Here is a 17,235-nt window from a genome sequence, read left to right on the forward strand (position 1 = left end):
GCGAGAGGGCGAGCGGACGTGGACGTGTACGAGGCCGTGGACAGTCGCCGGGCCGTGCGGGCCTTCAGCGATGAACCGGTGCCCAGGGAGACCCTCGCACGGGTGCTGGCCGCGGCGACGCGGGCTCCGTCGAGCGGGAACCTCCAGCCGTGGCATGTGTTCGCCGTGTCCGGTGAGCCCCTGGCCCAGCTGAAGAGCCGCGCGCGGGCCAGGGCGTGGGCGGGGGACCCGGGGGACGAGCGGGAGTTCCCGATGTACCCGGCCGAACTGACCTCGCCGTATCTGGACCGCTTCACCGCCGCGGCGGCCCAGCGGTACAGAGCGCTGGGGATCGAGCGCGACGACCTCGACAGACCCAGGAAGATCGCCGCCCTGAACTCCGGGGCGTTCGGGGCGCCGGTCGTCCTGTTCTGCTATCTCGACCGGACCATGGGGCCCGGACAGTGGGGGGACGCCGGCATGTACCTCCAGACCGTGATGCTGCTGCTGAGGGCGGAGGGGCTGCACAGCTGCCCTCAGGTGATGTGGTCGGTGTACCGCAGGACCGTCAGTGAGGCCGTCGGAGCCGACGACGGGCTCGTGCTGTTCTGCGGGGTCGCCGTGGGATTCGAGAAGGAGGGCGTTCCTCCGGTGCGCACCGCGCGGGCCGACCTGGCGGAAACGGTGAGCTTCATCGGGATGTGACCGCCGACGAAGGGTGCCGGTACGTGTTACCGCGCACAGCCCGAGCCCGAGCCCGAGCCCGAGCCCGAGCCCGAGCTCACGCCCACGCCCACGCCCACGCCCATGACTGTGCCTGTGTACCTGTGTGCCTATGCCTCCGCCCGAGCCGGTGCCGCGATGCGTTCGATGCGGGGTTTCGCCAGTCGTTCGTAGTCCGCGCCGGAGATGAGCAGCGAGCGGTCGAGCCGGGCCGCGTTGAAGTACAGCTTCGGCCGGGCCACGACGTCCGGGTCGGCGACGACTTCCAGGTCGGGATCGAAGCTGAAGGGCAGGACGGTGCCGGGGACGGCGTGCGCCAGCCGCTCGGCGGTCTCCGGGTCGCTGAAGCCGACGTAGCGCGCCCCGAACAGCGCCCGGACGGCGTCCAGGTCCACGCGCCGGTCTCCCGGGACCACCGCCAGGACGTGACGGGTCGTGCGCCGGTCCGTCCTGACCCGCAGCACGATGCACTTGGCGGCCTCCGAGGCCGGGTGGCCGCGCAGCGCGCAGACGGCGGCGGTGCCGCCCTCCGGCGCGTGGTCGAGGAGGCGGTAGTCGACGTGGGAGGAGTCGAGCAGGGCGATCAGGTGGTCGTAAGTGTCGTGCTCGGCGTGGTCGGGCATGCGGGGTCCTTGTCGAGGGTGTCGGGCGGGGGGAGCCGGTGATCCGGCGCGCGTCGGTGCGCGCGTTCCACCGCCTGCCCCCAGTAGGTGCCGGCGACCATGAGGGCCGCCCCCAGGCCGGTGAGCGGGGTCAGGTGGTCGCCGCCGAGGGCCACGCCGACCGCTACCGCCCAGACCGGCTCCGTGCCCAGCAGCAGGCTGGCGCGGCTGGCGGAGGTGCGCTGCACGGCCCAGGTCTGGGCGAGGAAGGCGAACACACTGCAGAACAGGGCGAGATAGACGAGCTGGGCCCAGGTCGCCGCGTCGGAGCGGACGAGCATGGGAAGGTCCTGGGCCGCGACCGGCAGGAACAGAGCGGTGCCGAGGAGGGTCTGCACGGTCGTCAGCTGCAGCGGACGGATCTCCCGCCCCGCGGTGAGCCGGCCGACGAGCGCGACGTGCACGGCCCGGATCAGCGCGGCGCCGAGCATCAGCAGGTCGCCGAGGCGGGGCTCGTGGAAGCCGTTGCCCGACATCAGCAGCCCGACCGCCAGGACGCAGACGGCGGTCGCGGCGAAGAAGGAGGCGGGCAGCGGGCCGCGGCGGCCGCCGCGGTCGAGGAGCGGGGTGAGGACGATGGTCAGGCTGATGATGAGGCCGGCGTTGGCGGCGCTGGTGTGGGCGACGCCGTACGTCTCCACGACCAGGACCGCCGCCTGGGTCACTCCCAGGGGCACCCCGATCCGCAGCTCGTCCCGCGTCCACCGGCGGGCCCCGCGCCGCCGGGCGGCGGTCAGGCCGAGACAGGCGAGCGCGGACAGGGCGTAGCGGGCGAACAGCACGAGCAGGACGGGGAGGGCCGCGGTCGCCGTCTGGGCGGACAGATAGCTGGAACCCCAGACGAGCGCGACAAGGAGGAGTACCGCATCGGTACGGCGGACGTCGGACACCCGCCCACGGTGCACCGGAAGCGTCCTTGAAGCCCAGTACCAGTTTCTAAAACGATCATTTAGCCGGCCTACATCGTGGCCCCTACACTGGGGCGATGGACGAACGGCAGCTGCGGATCCTTCGGGAGCTCGGCGAACTGGGGAGCGTCACGGCGGTCGCCGAGGCGCTGCTGGTGACACCGTCGGCGATCTCCCAGCAGCTGCGGCTGCTCCAGCGGGCGATCGCGGTGCCGCTGACCGAGCGGCAGGGTCGGCGCCTGGTGCTCACCGACGCCGGGCAGGCGCTGGCGGGCGCGGCCGTGGAGGTCGAGACGGCGCTCGCACGGGCACGGCACACCGTCGAGGAGTTCGTGGAGCGGCCGGACGGCGAGGTGTCGGTGGCGGCGTTCCACAGCGCGGCCACGGCCTTCTTCCCGCTGCTGCTGCGCGCGCTCGCCGGGCCGGGCCGTCCAGTGCCCAGGCTGGTCGACGAGGACGTGCCGCAGGAGGACTTCCCCCGGCTCACCCGGGAGTACGACATCGTCCTCGCCCACCGCCTGCACCACGCCCCGCCCTGGCCGGACACGGTGGCCGCGACGACGCTGCTGCGTGAGCCGCTGGACGTGGCCATGCCCGCCGGCCATCCCCTGGCCGCCAAGCGCCGGGTCACCCCGCGCGACGTGGCGGAGGAGCCCTGGATCACCGTGCACGACGGCTTCCCGGTCCTCGCGGTCATCGAGGCCGTCGCCGCGGCGGCCGGCCGGCGCCTGCATCTGGCCCACCGCATCAACGAGTTCGCCGTCGTCGCGGAGGTGGTGGCGGCCGGGGGCGGTATCGCGCTGATGCCGCGCTGGACGATGCGCCCCCATCCGGCGCTGGTCCTCAGACCTCTGAGCGGCGTCCAGGCGAGACGCCACATCGACGCCCTCTACCGTCCCGAACGCACGGCCAGATCAGCGGTCCGCACGGTCCTGACGGAGCTGCGGCACGCGGCGCGCACCATCCAGCACACCGATGTCACCGGTGGGGAGACGAGCCCCGAAGGGGTTCGGGGCGGTGCTTGACATGCGGCCGCGCCGCCGTGGGCGCGAGCAGCGACACGACGCCCGTGGGCGCCGTGGCACAGGCGGCTCCCCACCCTCGGGCGCTCCGGAGGCGCTCTAGAACGGATACCACCGCACCGACTCGTCCCCGTCCCGCAACGAAGCCACCCGTCGCTCGAACTCGGCCAGCGCCTTCGGGTTCGACGGCGCGTGCTGGGCCACCCACGCACAACTCGCCGTCTCCCGCGCGCCGCGCAGCACCGAGCAGCCCTCCCACGCACGCACGTCCCAGCCGTAGGTCTGCACGAACGAGTCGTACGCCTCCGCGGGCAACCCGTACCGGTCCCGCGAGAGCGCCATGACCACCAGGTCGTGCTCCCGCAGGTCGAAGGCGAAGGTCTCCAGGTCGACGAGTACCGGTCCGTCGGCGCCCACATGGACGTTGCGCGGCAGCGCGTCCCCGTGGATCGGCCCCGGCGTCACATGAGGCGTCAACTCCGCGGCGGCGGACGCGAAACCGTCCCGCCGCTCCCGCAGATACGCCGCGTCCGCCGGATCGATCGCGTCCCCGGCCAGCCGCAGCCAGCGCTCCACCCCGCCCAGCAACTCGCGCGGCGGCAGCGCGAAGGAAGGCGCGGGCAGGGCGTGCACGACCCGTAGCAGTTCGGCCAAATCCCGTGGCCCGGCGGGCCGTACCGGTTCCGGCAGCCGGTGCCACACGGTCACCGGATGGCCGTCCACCAGACGCGCCTTCGGCTCCGCCGCCCGCACCGCCGGCACGCCCGCCTCCTGCAGCCACCCGGCGATGTCCAGCTCGCGCCGCGCCCGGTCCAGGAGTTCCGCGTCCCGGCCGACCTTGACGGCCAGGTCACCGGCGGCGAACACCGCGTTCTCGCCCAGGGCGAGCAGGCGGGCGTCCCGCGCCGGTCCGGGCAGTACGTCCGCCGCGGCCAGTACGTCCCGCGCCCGCGCCTCGTCCATCGTCCGCCTCCGTGTGCCTCGCCTGCCGTCCGGACGGCGTCACATTCTCGCCATCCACGCTCAGTCTCGCATTTCCACAGGTCGGACCGCGTGCGCGCGGCCTTGACGGGGTACGGCGCCTTCACGACCATGACGAGGCCCACCCGAGCCGCGCAAAGGGGCTGATTCCGTGACATCGGTGACCGAGGCGGACAGGGCGGTGAGACCCGCGCCGGGCGGCAAGGAGCGACGGCACGTCATGGACCGTGGCGCCTGGTTCCTCGTCCTGCCCGCGCTGATCCCCATCCTGGTCCTGAGCGTCGGTCCGCTGCTGTACGGCGTCGCGCTGTCCTTCACCGACGCCCAGTCCGGACGGACCCGGCCCACCCAGTGGATCGGCGCGCTCAACTTCACGGATCTGCTGCACGACACGCTGTTCTGGGAGTCGTTCCGGATCGGCCTGCTCTGGGCGGTCGGCGTCACCGTCCCGCAGTTCCTGCTGGCGCTCGGCCTCGCCCTCCTCCTCAACGAGGACCTGCGCCTGCGCTGGCTCGCCCGCGCCCTGGCGATCGTCCCGTGGGCCATGCCCGAGGTCGTCGTCGGCGTCATGTGGCGGCTGGTCTACAACCCCGACGCGGGCATCCTCAACGAGACGATCCGCGACCTCGGCCTCGGTGCCGGCCGCGACTGGCTCAGCGGGCTCGGCACCGCCCTGCCGGCCGTCATCGTCGTGGGCATCTGGGCGGGCATGCCGACCACGACGGTCGCCCTGCTCGCCGGCCTCCAGAACACCCCGCGCGAACTGCACGAGGCGGCGGCCGTGGACGGCGCCGGCGCCTGGCGCCGCTTCCGCACGGTCACCTGGCCCGCCCTGCGGCCCGTCGCCCTGTCCATCACGGCACTCAACCTCATCTGGAACTTCAACTCCTTCGCCCTGGTCTACGTCCTCACCAACGGCGGCCCCGGCGGCCGCACCCGGCTGCCGATGCTCTTCGCCTACGAAGAGGCCTTCCGCTACGGCCAGTTCGGCTACGCGGCGGCCATGGGATGCGTGATGGTCGCGCTGATCTCACTGCTCCTCGCCCTCTTCCTCGTCGGCCGGCTCAGGGGAGGCGACCAGGCATGAGGACCAGCCGAACCGCCCGCGCCGGACAGTACGCCGCCCTGCTGGCGTACCTCGTCTTTCTCGCCTTCCCGTTCCTGTGGCTGATCTCGACCGCCTTCAAGCCCCCGCGCGAGCTGGGCAGTCTGCACCCCACCTGGATCCCGAGAGACCCCACCCTCGCCAACTTCCGCCAGGCCTTCGACGAACAGCCCCTGCTGGAGGCGGCCCTCAACTCCCTTGTCGCCGCGCTCGGTGCCGCGCTGATCGCCGTGGTGCTCGCGACGCCCATGGCGTACGTCATGGCCCGCCACCGCACCACGCTCGCCCGGGCGGCGACCGGCTGGGTGGTCGTCAGCCAGGCGTTCCCGCTGGTCCTGGTGATCATCCCGCTGTTCCTGGTGCTGAAGAACCTGCGGCTGGTCAACTCGATGCCGGGGCTGATCATGGTCTACGTGGTGTGGGCGCTGCCGTTCGCGCTGTGGATGCTCGTCGGCTACGTCCGCGCGGTGCCGCCCGAACTGGAGGAGGCGGCGGCGGTCGACGGGGCCGGACGCCTGAGGACCCTGGTCTCGGTCACCGCGCCGCTGCTGGCGCCCGGCATCGTGGCGACGGCGATGTTCGCGTTCGTCACGGCGTGGAACGAGTTCTTCTTCGCGCTGGTCCTGCTGAAGACCCCGGAGAAACAGACCCTGCCGGTGGTCCTCACGCACTTCATCGGCGCGGAGGGCGTCGCCGACCTCGGCCCGCTGGCCGCCGCCGCGTTCCTCGCGACACTGCCCTCGCTGGTCGTGTTCGCGCTCATCCAGCGACGGATCACGGGCGGCATGCTCGCCGGGGCGGTGAAGAACTGATGCGTACGAGACTGCTGTCGGGCTGCCTGGCCCTGGCCCTGGTGCTGCTGCTCGCCGGGTGCGGCGGCGACGGCGACTCCGCCGGCGGGCGCATCACCCTGCGCTTCCAGTCCCTGGCCTGGCAGGAGGAGTCCGTCAAGGTCAACCAGGAGCTGGTGAAGGAGTGGAACGCCGGCCATCCGAACGTCGAGGTCGAGTACGTGCAGGGCAGTTGGGACGGCGTCCACGACCAGCTGCTCACCTCGTTCGAGGGCGGCGAGGCCCCGGACATCATCCACGACGCCTCGGACGACCTCGCGGACTTCGCCTACGGCGGCTACCTCGCCGACCTGACCGACCTGCTGCCCGAACGGCTCAAGGCCGACATCCCGCAGCGCAGTTGGGAGACGGCGACCTTCGGGGACGGGATCTACGGGGTGCCGTTCCTCCAGGAGCCACGAGTGCTCGTCGCCAACGCGAAGTGGCTGAAGCAGGCGGGCGTACGCATGCCGACCCCCGAACGGCCCTGGACCTGGGCCGAGTTCCGGACGATCACCGAGCGGCTGAGCGGGGACGGCAGATACGGCGTGGCATGGCCGCTCAAGGAGCCCGTCTCCGCCACCCTCAACCTGTCGCTCTCCTCCGGCGGGCAGCTCTTCCACCGGGGCGCCGACGGCAGGGTGACGGTGCGTTTCGGGGCGGAGGACGAGGTCGTGCCACGGACCGTCCACGACCAGGTCAACGCCGACCGCAGCGCCTCCCCGACCACCCTGGGCAGCGGCGGCTCGGACACGCTGCCCGGCTTCTTCGGCGGCCGGTACGCGATGGTCCCGCTCGGCTTCTCCTACCGCCAGCAGATCGTGCAGCAGGCCCCCGAGGGCTTCGACTGGCAGGTCCTGCCCGCCCCGGCCGGCGCCGACGGGCTCACCCAGGGCGTCAGTCCGCAGACCCTGTCCATCGCCGAGGACAGCCCGCACAAACGGGAGGCGGCCGAGTTCGTCGACTTCCTGCTGCGCCCCGAGAACATGGTGCGGCTGGCCCTCGGCGACTGGATGCTCCCCACCGGCACCGAGGCCCTGAAGGACCCGGCCCTGCACACCACCGAGAACGACTGGGCCACCGGCACCGCCCTCGCCGCACAGCTGCGCTCGGCGCCCGCTCAGTCCGTGCGGGGCTACCCGGAATGGAAGGACAAGATCGCCACGCCCGCGTTCCAGGAGTACTACAGCGGAGCCATCGGTCTCGACGAGCTGCGTGAGCGGCTGGAGGAGGACGGGAACCTCGTACTGGCCCGGTACCAGCGCTGAGGTAATTCGGTTGTCCGCGGCACCGGGCCACACCTAACGTGCCGTACGTGGCAGCGAACAACGCGATCATCATCACCGGTCTCGGCCGGGGCTGTGCGCACTCCGTACGGATGCGCGGCGGCTCCGGAGCCCTGACCGGCCCGGGGAGCCACGCCGCCCGCTGATTCCACGCGGACCCGCTTCTCCTTCCTTTCTCTCCTGTCTTCCGGTCAGGGCCTTCGTCTGCCCTTCTCCCTCTCCACGGAAGACAAGGACCGCAGGCCATGGCCCGCCCCACGCGCGTGTCCCGCGCGCTCTCCCAGAACTTCCTCGCCGACCGCGCGGCCGCCGGACGACTCGCCCGCCTCGCCGTGCCGCACGGACGCGAGGCACCGCTGCTGCTCGAAGTCGGCGCCGGCAAAGGCGCGTTGACCGAGCAGCTCGCTCCGCGCTGCCGACGTCTCCTCGCCTACGAGATCGACCCACGCCTCGTCCCCGCGCTGCGCTCGCGCTTCTCCGACACGCCGCAAGTCCGGGTCCTCGGCGAGGACTTCCTCACGGCACGGCCCCCGCGCACACCGTTCTCCGTCGCCGGGAACGTCCCCTTCTCCCGCACCGCCGCCCTCGTCGACTGGTGCCTGCGGGCGCCCGCCCTCACCGACGCCACGCTCCTGACCCAGCTGGAATACGCCCGTAAGCGCACCGGCGACCACGGCAGCTGGACCCGGCTGACCATCCTGACCTGGCCGCGTCACGAGTGGCGGCTGGTGGGCCGGGTCGGGCGGCACAGCTTCAGACCCGTGCCCCGCGTCGACGGCGGGATCGTACGGATCGAACGGCGTCGCACGCCGCTGCTCGGCGCCGGAGCGCAGGAGAGCTGGCGGCACCTGGTCCAGCTGGGCTTCTCCGGAGTCGGCGGCTCGCTGCACGCGTCGCTGTGCCGGGCGCACCCGAGGCGGCGGGTCGACGCGGCGTTCCGCGCGGCCCGCGTCGATCCGAGGGCCCTCGTCGGCGAGGTCCCGCCGGGGGCGTGGCTGAGGCTGCACGAGGTGCTGGGGTGACGGCGCCCTGAAAGCGAGTTGCACGAGACGTATCGTCTCGGTTAGCGTCGGGGTCATGACCAGTCCCGCTCACATCGCCATGTTCTCCATCGCCGCACACGGCCACGTGAACCCCAGTCTCGAAGTGATCCGCGAGCTCGTGGCGCGCGGGCACCGGGTCACCTACGCGATCCCGCCGGCCTTCGCCGAGAAGGTCGCCGCCACCGGCGCCGAGCCGAAGCCGTGGAACTCCACGCTGCCGGGTCCCGACGCCGACCCGGAGGCGTGGGGGAGCACCCTGCTGGACAACGTCGAGCCGTTCCTGGCCGACGCGATCCAGGCGCTGCCCCAGCTGATCGAGGCGTACGAGGGGGACGAGCCGGACCTCGTCCTGCACGACATCACCTCGTACCCGGCGCGTGTCCTCGCCCACCGCTGGGGCGTGCCCGCGATCTCGCTCTCGCCGAACCTCGTCGCCTGGGAGGGCTACGAGGAGGAGATCGCCGAGCCCATGTGGGCGGAGCCGAAGAAGACCGAACGCGGGCAGGCGTACTACCGCCGCTTCCACACCTGGCTGGAGGAGAACGGCATCACCCTGCACCCCGATCCGTTCGCGGGCCGCCCCGACCGCTCGCTCGTCCTCATCCCGCGAGCCCTCCAGCCCAACGCCGACCGCGTCGACGAGACGGTGTACACGTTCGTCGGCGCCTGCCAGGGCGACCGCACCGCCGAGGGCGACTGGCAGCGTCCGGCGGCGGCCGAGAAGGTCGCCCTCGTCTCCCTCGGCTCGTCCTTCACCAAGCAGCCGTCCTTCTACCGGGAGTGCGTGCGCGCCTTCGCGGGTCTGCCGGGGTGGCACCTGGTCCTCCAGGTCGGCAGGCACGTCGACCCCGCCGAGCTCGGCGACCTCCCGCCGAACGTCGAAGTGCACAGCTGGGTCCCGCAGTTGGCGATCCTCAAGCAGGCCGACCTGTTCGTCACCCACGCCGGCGCCGGCGGCAGCCAGGAGGGCCTGGCCACGGCCACCCCGATGATCGCCGTCCCCCAGGCCGTCGACCAGTTCGGCAACGCCGACATGCTCCAGTCGCTCGGCGTCGCCCGCCACATCCCGACGGCCGAGGCCACCGCGGCCACCCTCCGCGAGACGGCCCTCGCCCTCACCACCGACCCCGGGGTGGCCCAGCGCCTGAAGGCCATCCAGGCGCAGATGGCCGAGGAGGGCGGCACCGAGCGGGCCGCCGACCTGATCGAGGCCGAACTGGCCGCCGCGCGGAAGGCGTGAGAGACACCGCGGACGGAGCAGGGCCCGTCGACTCCCCCGGAGTCGACGGGCCCTGCTCGTGCGATCGGTGGGTCAGACCGGGACGCGTTCGCCCTCCTCGTCGTGGGCGGCCCCGCGGGTCACGGCCTCGGGGGCCTCGTCGTGGGTCAGGTCGGGCAGGCGGTGGAGCCACTTCGGGAGGTACCAGTTGCGCTCGCCCAGCAGCGCCATCACCGCCGGGAGCAGCACGCCCCGGATGATCGTCGCGTCGATGAGGACCGCGGCCGCGAGGCCGACGCCCATCTGCTTCATCGACTGCATGGACAGCGTGCCGAAGATCGCGAACACGGCGACCATGATGACCGCGGCGCTGGTGACGACACCGGCCGTGGTGACCACGCCGTGCTGGATCGCGTCCTTCGTGCTGCGGCCCCGCATCCGTGCCTCACGGATCCGCGAGACGACGAACACGTGGTAGTCCATCGACAGACCGAACAGGATCACGAAGAGGAACAGCGGCAGCCAGGTGATGATGGCGCCGACGCCCTCCGCGCCCACCAGCGACGCGCCCCAGCCGTGCTGGAAGACCGCGACGAGGATGCCGTACGCGGCGCCCACCGACAGCAGGTTCAGTACGATCGAGGTGACCGCGATCGTCAGCGAGCGGAACGACAGCAGCATCAGCCCGAACGCGAAGACCACGACGAAGGCGAAGACCGGGACGACCGCCCCGGCGAGCTGGTCGTTGAAGTCCTTCGAACCCGCGACCTGTCCGGTGATCGGCGCCTCGACACCGTCGACCTTGCCCAGCGTCGCCGGACGTACGTCGTCGCGCAGCTTGTCCAGGCTCGCGCCCGCCTTGTCGAGGTCGGAGCCGCCGACCAGCGGGACGTACACGAAGGCGATGTTCTGCTCGTCGTGCAGCTTGATCTCCACCGGGCCGCGCGAGGCACCCGAACTGACCGCACGGTCACGGAAGTCGGCGAGCGCGGACTTCACCTCGGGAGCATTGATGTCGTCGGCCCTGACGACTACCTCGGCAGGGTCGGAACCTCCGGGGAAGGACTCGTTGAGGCGGTTGTACGTCTGCACGATCGGCAGCGAGTCGCCGAACTCCTGGTCCAGTGTGAGGTTCTGGGTCTTCATGCCGAGCGCGGGAGCCGCCACGGCGAGCAGCGCACCGGCCGCGACGACGACCGAGATGACGGGCCGCGCGAGCACTCCCTTGAGCACGGCCGTCCAGAACCGGCTCTCGCGGTTCGCGCCGCCCTTGTTGCGGCGGAGCCTGCTCTCCGGGTGCAGGAAGGGGATCTTGCCCTTCTCGACCCGCTCACCGAGCAGCGACAGCAGCGCCGGCAGCACGGTCACCGAGCCGACCATGGCGACGGCCACGACCATCAGCGAGGCCAGGCCCATCGCCTCGAACTCGGCGAGACCGGTGAACAGCATGCCCGCCATCGCCACGCACACCGTGACACCGGAGACGATGATCGCGCGGCCACTGGTGGCGGCGGCGACCCGCAGCGCGGTCTGCGCGTCCCGGCCGGCCTGGCGCTCCTCGCGCTCCCGGCGCAGATAGAACAGGCAGTAGTCGACGCCGACGGCCAGACCGACCAGCAGCATCACGGAGTTGGCGGTGTCGCTCATCGGCATGACATGGCTGACGATGCCCATCAGACCCATCGTCGCCATGATCGCGGTGACCGCGAGGAGCACCGGCAGCAGGGCCGCCACCACCGCGCCGAACGCGATGAGCAGGATGCCGAGGGCCACCGGCACCGCCGAGTACTCGGCCTTCTGGAAGTCGTCGCCGAACGCGTCGTCGAACGTCTTCATCATGCTCGCGCCGCCGATCTCCTCGATCCGCAGCGACCCATGGTCCTTCTGGACGTCCTCGACCGCGTTCAGCACCGGCTCGACGCGCTCACCCGCGGTGTCCGAGTCACCGCGTATGTCGAACTGCACCAGCGCGCTGCGGCCGTCCTTGGAGATCGTCTGGGTGTCGTACGGCGACGTCACGTCCGTGACCTTGCCGGTGGACTCGACCGCCTTGACGACGGCGGTGACCGCGCTGCGGAACTCGTCGTCGGTGGCCTTCAGCGAACCGTCCTTCGCCTGGATCAGGACGGTCTCACTGGCCGGCTCCTCGATCCCCGCGTCCTCGATGATCTTGGCAGCGGTGTGCGTCTCGCCCTTGAGCTGGTCGCTGTCCTTGACGTCGACCCGGCCGGCCGCCGAACCGAGCCCCATCGCCAGGGCGACGAACAGCACCCAGATGCCTACGGCAGCCCATCGATGGCGGGCGCTCCAGCCGCCGGCGCGGGCGGCGAGTCCCCGTACCCGCGTTTCCCTGTTCCCCATGACGGGCTTGCCCCCTTGGCTTGCGGTGGCGGCCCCCTGCCGCCTCCTTTCGTTTCGAAGGTATGGGCCGGATAAGGGCATCTCGTCGTGCTCTTCGGTGAGCTGCGGCGGCCGGAACTCATCCCGTCGGACCGCGCCCTCTCCCCACTGGGGAGGATGAGGGTCCCTTACATCTATCCGGCCGGGTCCGGGGAGTGGATCAGGGTGCGGGGTGTGGCGATCGGGTGGAAGAGGTTGTGCTTCATGCTGACCGGTAAGTAACTTACGGGTCCGGCCGGTCACCGCGCCTTAAGGTGGCCGGATGACGACGTATGCGGCGCTGCTGCGCGGAATCAACGTGGGCGGCAGCAGAAAAGTCCCGATGGCCGAACTGCGCACCCTGATGACCGGCCTCGGTCACGACGACGTACGTACCTACCTCCAGAGCGGACAGGCCGTCTTCGCCTCCGGCCACGGTGACGAGGAGTCTCTCGCCGCCGAGCTCGCCTCGGCGATCGAGAAGCACTTCGGCTTCGCCGTGGACGTGATCGTCCGCGACCACGCCTACCTGCGGGCCATCGCCGACAACTGCCCCTTCCCCGCAGCCGAGCTGGAACCCAAGCAGCTCCATGTCACGTACTTCTCCGCCCCGGTCGAGGCCGAGCGCTTCGCGGAGATCGACCCCGGCGCCCACCTCCCGGAGGAGTTCCGGCTCGGCGACCGCGCGCTGTACCTGTACGCCCCGAACGGCCTCGGCCGCTCCAAGCTCGCCGAAATCCTGTCGCGACCGCGGATCAACAAGGGTTTGATCGCCACCAGCCGCAACTGGAACACCGTCGTGAAACTCGTGGAGATGACCGGTGACTGAGCAGGACCCCGCCGTGCAGGCAGCCATCGAGGGCGAGCTGAGACTGCTCGACCCCGAGGTCCGCCGCTCGCCCGAACAGCTCGGGGCGCTGCTGCACCCCGAGTTCCACGAGTTCGGTTCGTCCGGACGGCGCTGGGACCGGGCCTCGACCCTGGCCCGGCTGCCGATGGACCCGGACCCGGCGGACCGGTACGTCGTCACCTCCGGCATCGAGGGCGTCCGGCTCGCCCCGGACCTCGTCCACCTGACCTTCGACACCGTGTACGACGGCAGCCACGCGCACCGCAGTTCGCTGTGGCGGCGCACCGACGCCGGCTGGCAGATGTACTTCCATCAGGGGACGCCGTTCCACGCCGAGGGGGAGTGACCTTGCGCTACGTCATCATCGGGGCGGGCGCGGTCGGCGGCGTCATCGGCGGCCGGCTCGCCGGGGCGGGGCACGAGGTCGTCCTGGTCGCCCGGGGTCGCCACCTCGATGCCCTACGGGATCACGGGCTGCGGCTCAGGGTGCCCGAGGGCGAGCTGACCCACCGGCTCCCGGTCGTCGACGGACCCGCCGCGCTCGGCGAGCTGCGCCCCGACGACGTCCTCGTGCTCGCGGTGAAGACCCAGGACAGTGTGAGCGCGTTGCAGACCTGGGGCCCCGCACCGGTCGCGGGCGGCGGTACGGCGGCCGAACGGCTGCCGCTGTTCTGCGCACAGAACGGCGTCGAGGGCCAACGCCTCGCCCTGCGGCTGTTCCGACGGGTCTACGGCGTGTGCGTCTGGCTGCCGTCGACGTACGTCGAACCAGGCGTCGTCTCCGCCGCCGGCAGCCCCCTCACCGGCATCCTGCATCTCGGACGTCACCCGCGCGGCACCGACGAGACCGCCCGCCTGGTCGCCGCCGACCTGGAGAAGTCCCACTTCGAGGCGCCGGTCGTGGCGGACGTGGCGCGCTGGCAGTACGCCAAGCTGCTGTCCAACCTCGGCAACGCCCTGGAGGCGGTGACCGGCCCCGTCACCGGCGAGGAGGCCGCCGCGCTGTACCGGCGGGCGAGGGCAGAGGGCGCGGCCGTGCTCGACGCCGCCGGGATCCCGTACGCGAGCACCGAGGAACAGCAGGCGGTACGGGGCGACAAGGTCACCCTCGTCCCCCTGGCCGGCGTCCCGCGCGGCGGCGGCTCCTCGTGGCAGTCCCTCACCCGCGGCACCGGCACCATCGAGGCCGACTACCTCAACGGCGAGATCGCCCTGCTGGGCCGGCTGCACGGCGTGCCGACCCCGCTGAACGAACTCCTCCAGCACCTCGCCGACACCTTCGCGCGCGAGCGGCGGGCGGCGGGATCGATGCCGGTGGCGGAGCTGGTGCGCAGGGCCGACGGGGCGGGCGTCAACACAGGCTGATCAACTGACCGCGACTGCGCCCAACCACGCGACAAACGGCGGCTGTTGTCCCTAGGGTGATCCGCGCCAGGACGGCGGGAAGAGCAGGTCACCGTGGCGGGCTGGGCACGCCACAGGAGGCGGGGACAGTGAGCACCTACAACATGCGCGACTTCGACGGTTCGGCCCACGACGGCTCCGATCCGGTCGCGCTGCTGCGCCTCGCGGAGCGGCTCGTGGAGCGGCTGCGCATCGAGAAGCCCGCGCTCGTCCCGCAGGGCGAGATCGTCCGGGACGAACTGCTGTGCGCCGCACAGGACGGCCTGCCCGCCAACCGCGGCCGTATCCGCTTCGCCCTGGAGGCCATCGGCACGGGCGTGCCCGCGGGCGGGGGCTGCCTGATCCTGGTGCAGGAGATCGGCCGCGTCCTGGAGGTGTGACGCCGGACCGGAGCGGTGACGACCCCGGGCCCTCAGGCGCCGACGGCCGCCAGCACCGGCACCCGCGCCGCCTCGTAGCGCTCCAGCAGGAGCCGGGCCACCTCGGGCGCCGGCCCGAGCACGTCCGCGAGGACGTCCGCCTCGGCGGCGCCCCGGGCGATGCGGTCCGGGAGGAAGCCCGGCGCCAGGACGTACGGCGCCACGGCCACCCGCTCGCAGCCCAGCGCGCGCAGTTCGCGCACCGCGTCCTCGGTGCGCGGAAGAGATGCGGAGGCGAACGCAGGCCGCACGGCGCACCAACCGGTGTGCCGCCACTCCCGCGCGATTTCTGCGATCACTGCGATCGCCTCCGGGTCGGTGGACCCCGCCGAGGCCAGCACGACCCCGGTCGAGGACTTGTCGGCGGCCGTCAGGCCCGCCTCGTACAGACGTCGCTCCAGGGCCGCCGTCAGCAGCGGCGACGGGCCGAGGACCTCCGCCTGCCGGATCCGCAGCCGCGGCGGCGCGTCCCGCAGGACCGCCGGGATGTCGGCCTTGGCGTGGAAGGCGCGGGTCAGCAGCAGGGGCAGCGCCACGACGTCCCGCACGCCCTGGGCCGCCAGCGACTCCAGCACGCCCTGCACCGAGGGGATGTTGAAGTCCAGGAAGCCGGTCTCCACCCGCACGTCGGGGCGCAGCGAACGGACCCGCCGTACCAGCGCGTGCACGGTCGCGGCGTGCCGCGGGTCGCGGCTGCCGTGGGCGATGACGAGGAGGACCGGTTTCTTGTACATCGGGTTCAGCTCCTTGTCAGCAGACCGCGGCTGCGCAGCACCCACCGCTCCAGCGGGCTGAAGATCAGCAGGTCGATGGCGATGCCGACGACGAGGATGAGCAGGATGGCGAAGAACACCATGGACATGGAACTGGTGTTGCGGCCGTTCTCCAACAACTGGCCGAGGCCGACGCCGAGGTCGGGGGAGGACGCGATGATCTCCGCCGCCATCAGCGAACGCCAGGAGAACGCCCAGCCCTGCTTCAGGCCCGCGAGATAGCCCGGCAGCGCCGCCGGCATCACGATGTGCCAGGTGCCCTTCAGGCCCGTCGCGCCCAGTGTGCGGCCGGCCCGCAGGAACAGCGGCGGCACCTGGTCGACGCCGGACACCAGGCCGTTGGCGATCGAGGGGACCGCGCCGAGCAGGATCACCGCGAACATCATCCGGTCGTTCAGACCCAGCCAGATCACCGCCGGCGGCACCCACGCCACCGACGGCAGCGACTGCAGGCCGGACAGGATCGGGCCGATCGCCGCGCGCACGAACCTCACGCGCGCCACCAGCAGACCCAGCGGCGTACCGATGGCCAGCGCCAGCAGGAAGCCGAGCAGGCCGCGCGAGACGGACGTCCAGATGTACTCGTGGAGCGTGCCCTGCAGCCACGACTCGCGCAGCTCGCCCCACACGTCGGCGGGCGCGGGCAGCTTGGTCGGGTCGCCCGCGACACCGGTCGACACCAGGAGCTGCCAGATACCCAGGACCAGGGCGACGGCGACGACCGGCGGCAGGATCTTCTGGGTCAGGGTCCTGCGGAACGGCGTACGGCTCGTCTGGACCGTGTCCAGGGCGTCCAGGCCCGCCTCGAGTCCGGCCAGATCGTTGCCGTCCTTGGCGGTCGTCTCAGTGCTGGCCATGACGGCGGATCTCCCCACGCAGTTCTTCGGTGATCTCCCGGGACAGTTCCGCCACCTCGGCGTCCTCGATCCGGCGCGGCTGCGGGATGTCGACCGTCCACTGCCGCGCGACCCGGCCCGGCCGGGAGGACAGCAGGACGACGCGCTCGGCCAGCCGGACCGCCTCGCGCACGTTGTGCGTGACGAACAGGACGGACACGCCCGTCTCGCGCCAGATGCGGGTCAGCTCGTCGTGCAGCACGTCCCGGGTGATCGCGTCCAGCGCGGCGAACGGCTCGTCCATCAGCAGCAGCTTGCTGTCCTGGGCGAGCGCCCGCGCCATGGCGACACGCTGGCGCATACCGCCGGACAGCTCGTGCACCCGCTTGCCGTACGCGCCCTTGAGACGGACCAGTTCGAGCAGCTCCTCGGCGCGCTCGCGCCGCTCCGCCTTGGCGACGCCCCGGAGCTTCAGGGCGAGTTCGATGTTCTTGCCCGCGGTCAGCCACGGGAACAGGGCGTGCTCCTGGAACATCAGCGCCGGGCGGCCGTCGGTGGTGATGCTGCCCGCGCTGGGCCGGTCCAGCCCGGCCACCAGGTTCAGCAGGGTCGACTTGCCGCAGCCGGACGCCCCGAGGAGGGTGACGAACTCGCCGGGCGCCACGACCAGGTCGATGTCGTCGAGGACGAGCTGCTGCCCGGCGGGGCCGGCGAAGGACTTCGAGACGTGGTCGATGCGCGCGGCGTGCTCCACGGACACATCCGTGTCGGCGGCCTTGGCGAGGGCTGTCGCCATGGTCGTCACCTCCTGGGAAA

At 71.9% G+C, this 17,235-nt stretch carries 17 protein-coding genes and 1 pseudogene; 11 read left to right on the top strand and 7 right to left on the bottom strand.

Translation table 11 applies throughout. The features are described from left to right. Nucleotides 1-18 precede the first annotated feature (18 nt). On the top strand, nucleotides 19-684 hold the full coding sequence (locus ACGFW6_RS17275) for a nitroreductase (protein WP_393509780.1): 666 nt from the start codon (nucleotides 19-21) through the stop codon (nucleotides 682-684). 128 nt (nucleotides 685-812) lie between these two features. On the opposite strand, the gene ACGFW6_RS17280 is transcribed toward ACGFW6_RS17275, so the two are convergent. After that, nucleotides 813-1,325, bottom strand: a complete 513-nt coding sequence (locus tag ACGFW6_RS17280) for a YbaK/EbsC family protein (protein WP_393509783.1) — start codon at nucleotides 1,323-1,325, stop codon at nucleotides 813-815. Beyond that, the gene (locus tag ACGFW6_RS17285) at nucleotides 1,286-2,254 is read right to left on the bottom strand and encodes a DMT family transporter (RefSeq protein WP_393509786.1); all 969 of its coding nucleotides are present in this window, start codon (nucleotides 2,252-2,254) and stop codon (nucleotides 1,286-1,288) included. Before ACGFW6_RS17285 ends, ACGFW6_RS17280 begins: the two co-directional genes overlap by 40 nt. Nucleotides 2,255-2,349: 95 nt before the next feature. Here ACGFW6_RS17285 and ACGFW6_RS17290 point away from each other — a divergent pair, with 95 nt between their 5' ends. Continuing rightward, complete coding sequence (locus tag ACGFW6_RS17290) at nucleotides 2,350-3,297, top strand: LysR family transcriptional regulator (protein WP_393509789.1); 948 nt, start codon at nucleotides 2,350-2,352, stop codon at nucleotides 3,295-3,297. A 96-nt stretch (nucleotides 3,298-3,393) separates the two neighbouring features. On the opposite strand, the gene ACGFW6_RS17295 is transcribed toward ACGFW6_RS17290, so the two are convergent. Beyond that, nucleotides 3,394-4,257, bottom strand: a complete 864-nt coding sequence (locus ACGFW6_RS17295; protein WP_393509792.1) for a phosphotransferase enzyme family protein — start codon at nucleotides 4,255-4,257, stop codon at nucleotides 3,394-3,396. Between the two features lie 169 nt (nucleotides 4,258-4,426). On the opposite strand from ACGFW6_RS17295, the gene ACGFW6_RS17300 reads away from it, so the two are divergent. The 5 genes and pseudogenes from ACGFW6_RS17300 to ACGFW6_RS17320 all read left to right on the top strand — a co-directional run bounded on the left by ACGFW6_RS17300 (nucleotide 4,427) and on the right by ACGFW6_RS17320 (nucleotide 9,779). Beyond that, nucleotides 4,427-5,362: a carbohydrate ABC transporter permease gene (locus tag ACGFW6_RS17300; protein WP_393509795.1), complete on the top strand. Its 936-nt coding sequence runs from the start codon at nucleotides 4,427-4,429 to the stop codon at nucleotides 5,360-5,362. After that, on the top strand, nucleotides 5,359-6,192 hold the full coding sequence (locus tag ACGFW6_RS17305; protein WP_393509798.1) for a carbohydrate ABC transporter permease: 834 nt from the start codon (nucleotides 5,359-5,361) through the stop codon (nucleotides 6,190-6,192). Before ACGFW6_RS17300 ends, ACGFW6_RS17305 begins: the two co-directional genes overlap by 4 nt. Next, nucleotides 6,192-7,478, top strand: coding sequence for an ABC transporter substrate-binding protein (locus ACGFW6_RS17310; protein ID WP_393509801.1), 1,287 nt, complete (start codon nucleotides 6,192-6,194; stop codon nucleotides 7,476-7,478). Before ACGFW6_RS17305 ends, ACGFW6_RS17310 begins: the two co-directional genes overlap by 1 nt. A gap of 263 nt (nucleotides 7,479-7,741) precedes the next feature. After that, nucleotides 7,742-8,518: an ErmE/ErmH/ErmO/ErmR family 23S rRNA (adenine(2058)-N(6))-methyltransferase gene (gene erm / locus ACGFW6_RS17315; RefSeq protein WP_393509804.1), complete on the top strand. Its 777-nt coding sequence runs from the start codon at nucleotides 7,742-7,744 to the stop codon at nucleotides 8,516-8,518. A gap of 18 nt (nucleotides 8,519-8,536) precedes the next feature. Then, nucleotides 8,537-9,779 (top strand): annotated as a pseudogene (locus tag ACGFW6_RS17320) (glycosyltransferase). A gap of 72 nt (nucleotides 9,780-9,851) precedes the next feature. Here ACGFW6_RS17320 and ACGFW6_RS17325 read toward each other — a convergent pair. Then, nucleotides 9,852-12,119: an MMPL family transporter gene (locus ACGFW6_RS17325; RefSeq protein WP_393509807.1), complete on the bottom strand. Its 2,268-nt coding sequence runs from the start codon at nucleotides 12,117-12,119 to the stop codon at nucleotides 9,852-9,854. A gap of 301 nt (nucleotides 12,120-12,420) precedes the next feature. Between ACGFW6_RS17325 and ACGFW6_RS17330 the strand changes: the two genes are divergently transcribed. The 4 genes from ACGFW6_RS17330 (at nucleotide 12,421) to ACGFW6_RS17345 (ending at nucleotide 14,771) form a co-directional block, all read left to right on the top strand. Further along, nucleotides 12,421-12,966, top strand: coding sequence for a DUF1697 domain-containing protein (locus ACGFW6_RS17330; protein ID WP_393509810.1), 546 nt, complete (start codon nucleotides 12,421-12,423; stop codon nucleotides 12,964-12,966). After that, complete coding sequence (locus ACGFW6_RS17335) at nucleotides 12,959-13,333, top strand: DUF4440 domain-containing protein (protein WP_393509813.1); 375 nt, start codon at nucleotides 12,959-12,961, stop codon at nucleotides 13,331-13,333. Before ACGFW6_RS17330 ends, ACGFW6_RS17335 begins: the two co-directional genes overlap by 8 nt. Before the next feature lie 2 nt (nucleotides 13,334-13,335). Further along, entirely contained in the window at nucleotides 13,336-14,352 is a 1,017-nt protein-coding gene (locus ACGFW6_RS17340; RefSeq protein WP_393509816.1) for a ketopantoate reductase family protein, read from the top strand. 128 nt (nucleotides 14,353-14,480) lie between these two features. Further along, nucleotides 14,481-14,771: a hypothetical protein gene (locus ACGFW6_RS17345; protein WP_393509819.1), complete on the top strand. Its 291-nt coding sequence runs from the start codon at nucleotides 14,481-14,483 to the stop codon at nucleotides 14,769-14,771. A gap of 32 nt (nucleotides 14,772-14,803) precedes the next feature. On the opposite strand, the gene ACGFW6_RS17350 is transcribed toward ACGFW6_RS17345, so the two are convergent. From ACGFW6_RS17350 to ACGFW6_RS17360, 3 genes are read right to left on the bottom strand one after another with little or no spacing between them, the layout of a single operon-like run. Continuing rightward, nucleotides 14,804-15,544 carry a sirohydrochlorin chelatase gene (locus ACGFW6_RS17350; protein WP_393509822.1) on the bottom strand — a complete coding sequence of 247 codons (741 nt, stop codon included), beginning with the start codon at nucleotides 15,542-15,544 and terminating at the stop codon, nucleotides 14,804-14,806. 5 nt (nucleotides 15,545-15,549) lie between these two features. Continuing rightward, nucleotides 15,550-16,440 (bottom strand): ABC transporter permease, encoded by an 891-nt coding sequence (locus ACGFW6_RS17355; protein WP_393509824.1) that lies wholly within the window; start codon nucleotides 16,438-16,440, stop codon nucleotides 15,550-15,552. After that, entirely contained in the window at nucleotides 16,427-17,215 is a 789-nt protein-coding gene (locus ACGFW6_RS17360) for an ABC transporter ATP-binding protein (RefSeq protein WP_393509827.1), read from the bottom strand. Before ACGFW6_RS17360 ends, ACGFW6_RS17355 begins: the two co-directional genes overlap by 14 nt. Nucleotides 17,216-17,235 lie beyond the last annotated feature (20 nt).

Source organism: Streptomyces sp. Y7, assembly GCF_043195415.1.
In the GTDB taxonomy this organism is placed as follows: Bacteria; Actinomycetota; Actinomycetes; order Streptomycetales; family Streptomycetaceae; genus Streptomyces.

Coding starts and splice junctions, on each gene's coding strand:
- ACGFW6_RS17350 (WP_393509822.1), bottom strand. CDS start 15,544: ATGTACAAGAAACCGGTCCTCCTCGTCATCGCCCACGGCAGCCGCGAC.
- ACGFW6_RS17325 (WP_393509807.1), bottom strand. CDS start 12,119: ATGGGGAACAGGGAAACGCGGGTACGGGGACTCGCCGCCCGCGCCGGC.
- ACGFW6_RS17295 (WP_393509792.1), bottom strand. CDS start 4,257: ATGGACGAGGCGCGGGCGCGGGACGTACTGGCCGCGGCGGACGTACTG.
- ACGFW6_RS17355 (WP_393509824.1), bottom strand. CDS start 16,440: ATGGCCAGCACTGAGACGACCGCCAAGGACGGCAACGATCTGGCCGGA.
- ACGFW6_RS17280 (WP_393509783.1), bottom strand. CDS start 1,325: ATGCCCGACCACGCCGAGCACGACACTTACGACCACCTGATCGCCCTG.
- ACGFW6_RS17330 (WP_393509810.1), top strand. CDS start 12,421: ATGACGACGTATGCGGCGCTGCTGCGCGGAATCAACGTGGGCGGCAGC.
- ACGFW6_RS17290 (WP_393509789.1), top strand. CDS start 2,350: ATGGACGAACGGCAGCTGCGGATCCTTCGGGAGCTCGGCGAACTGGGG.
- erm (WP_393509804.1), top strand. CDS start 7,742: ATGGCCCGCCCCACGCGCGTGTCCCGCGCGCTCTCCCAGAACTTCCTC.
- ACGFW6_RS17310 (WP_393509801.1), top strand. CDS start 6,192: ATGCGTACGAGACTGCTGTCGGGCTGCCTGGCCCTGGCCCTGGTGCTG.
- ACGFW6_RS17360 (WP_393509827.1), bottom strand. CDS start 17,215: ATGGCGACAGCCCTCGCCAAGGCCGCCGACACGGATGTGTCCGTGGAG.
- ACGFW6_RS17305 (WP_393509798.1), top strand. CDS start 5,359: ATGAGGACCAGCCGAACCGCCCGCGCCGGACAGTACGCCGCCCTGCTG.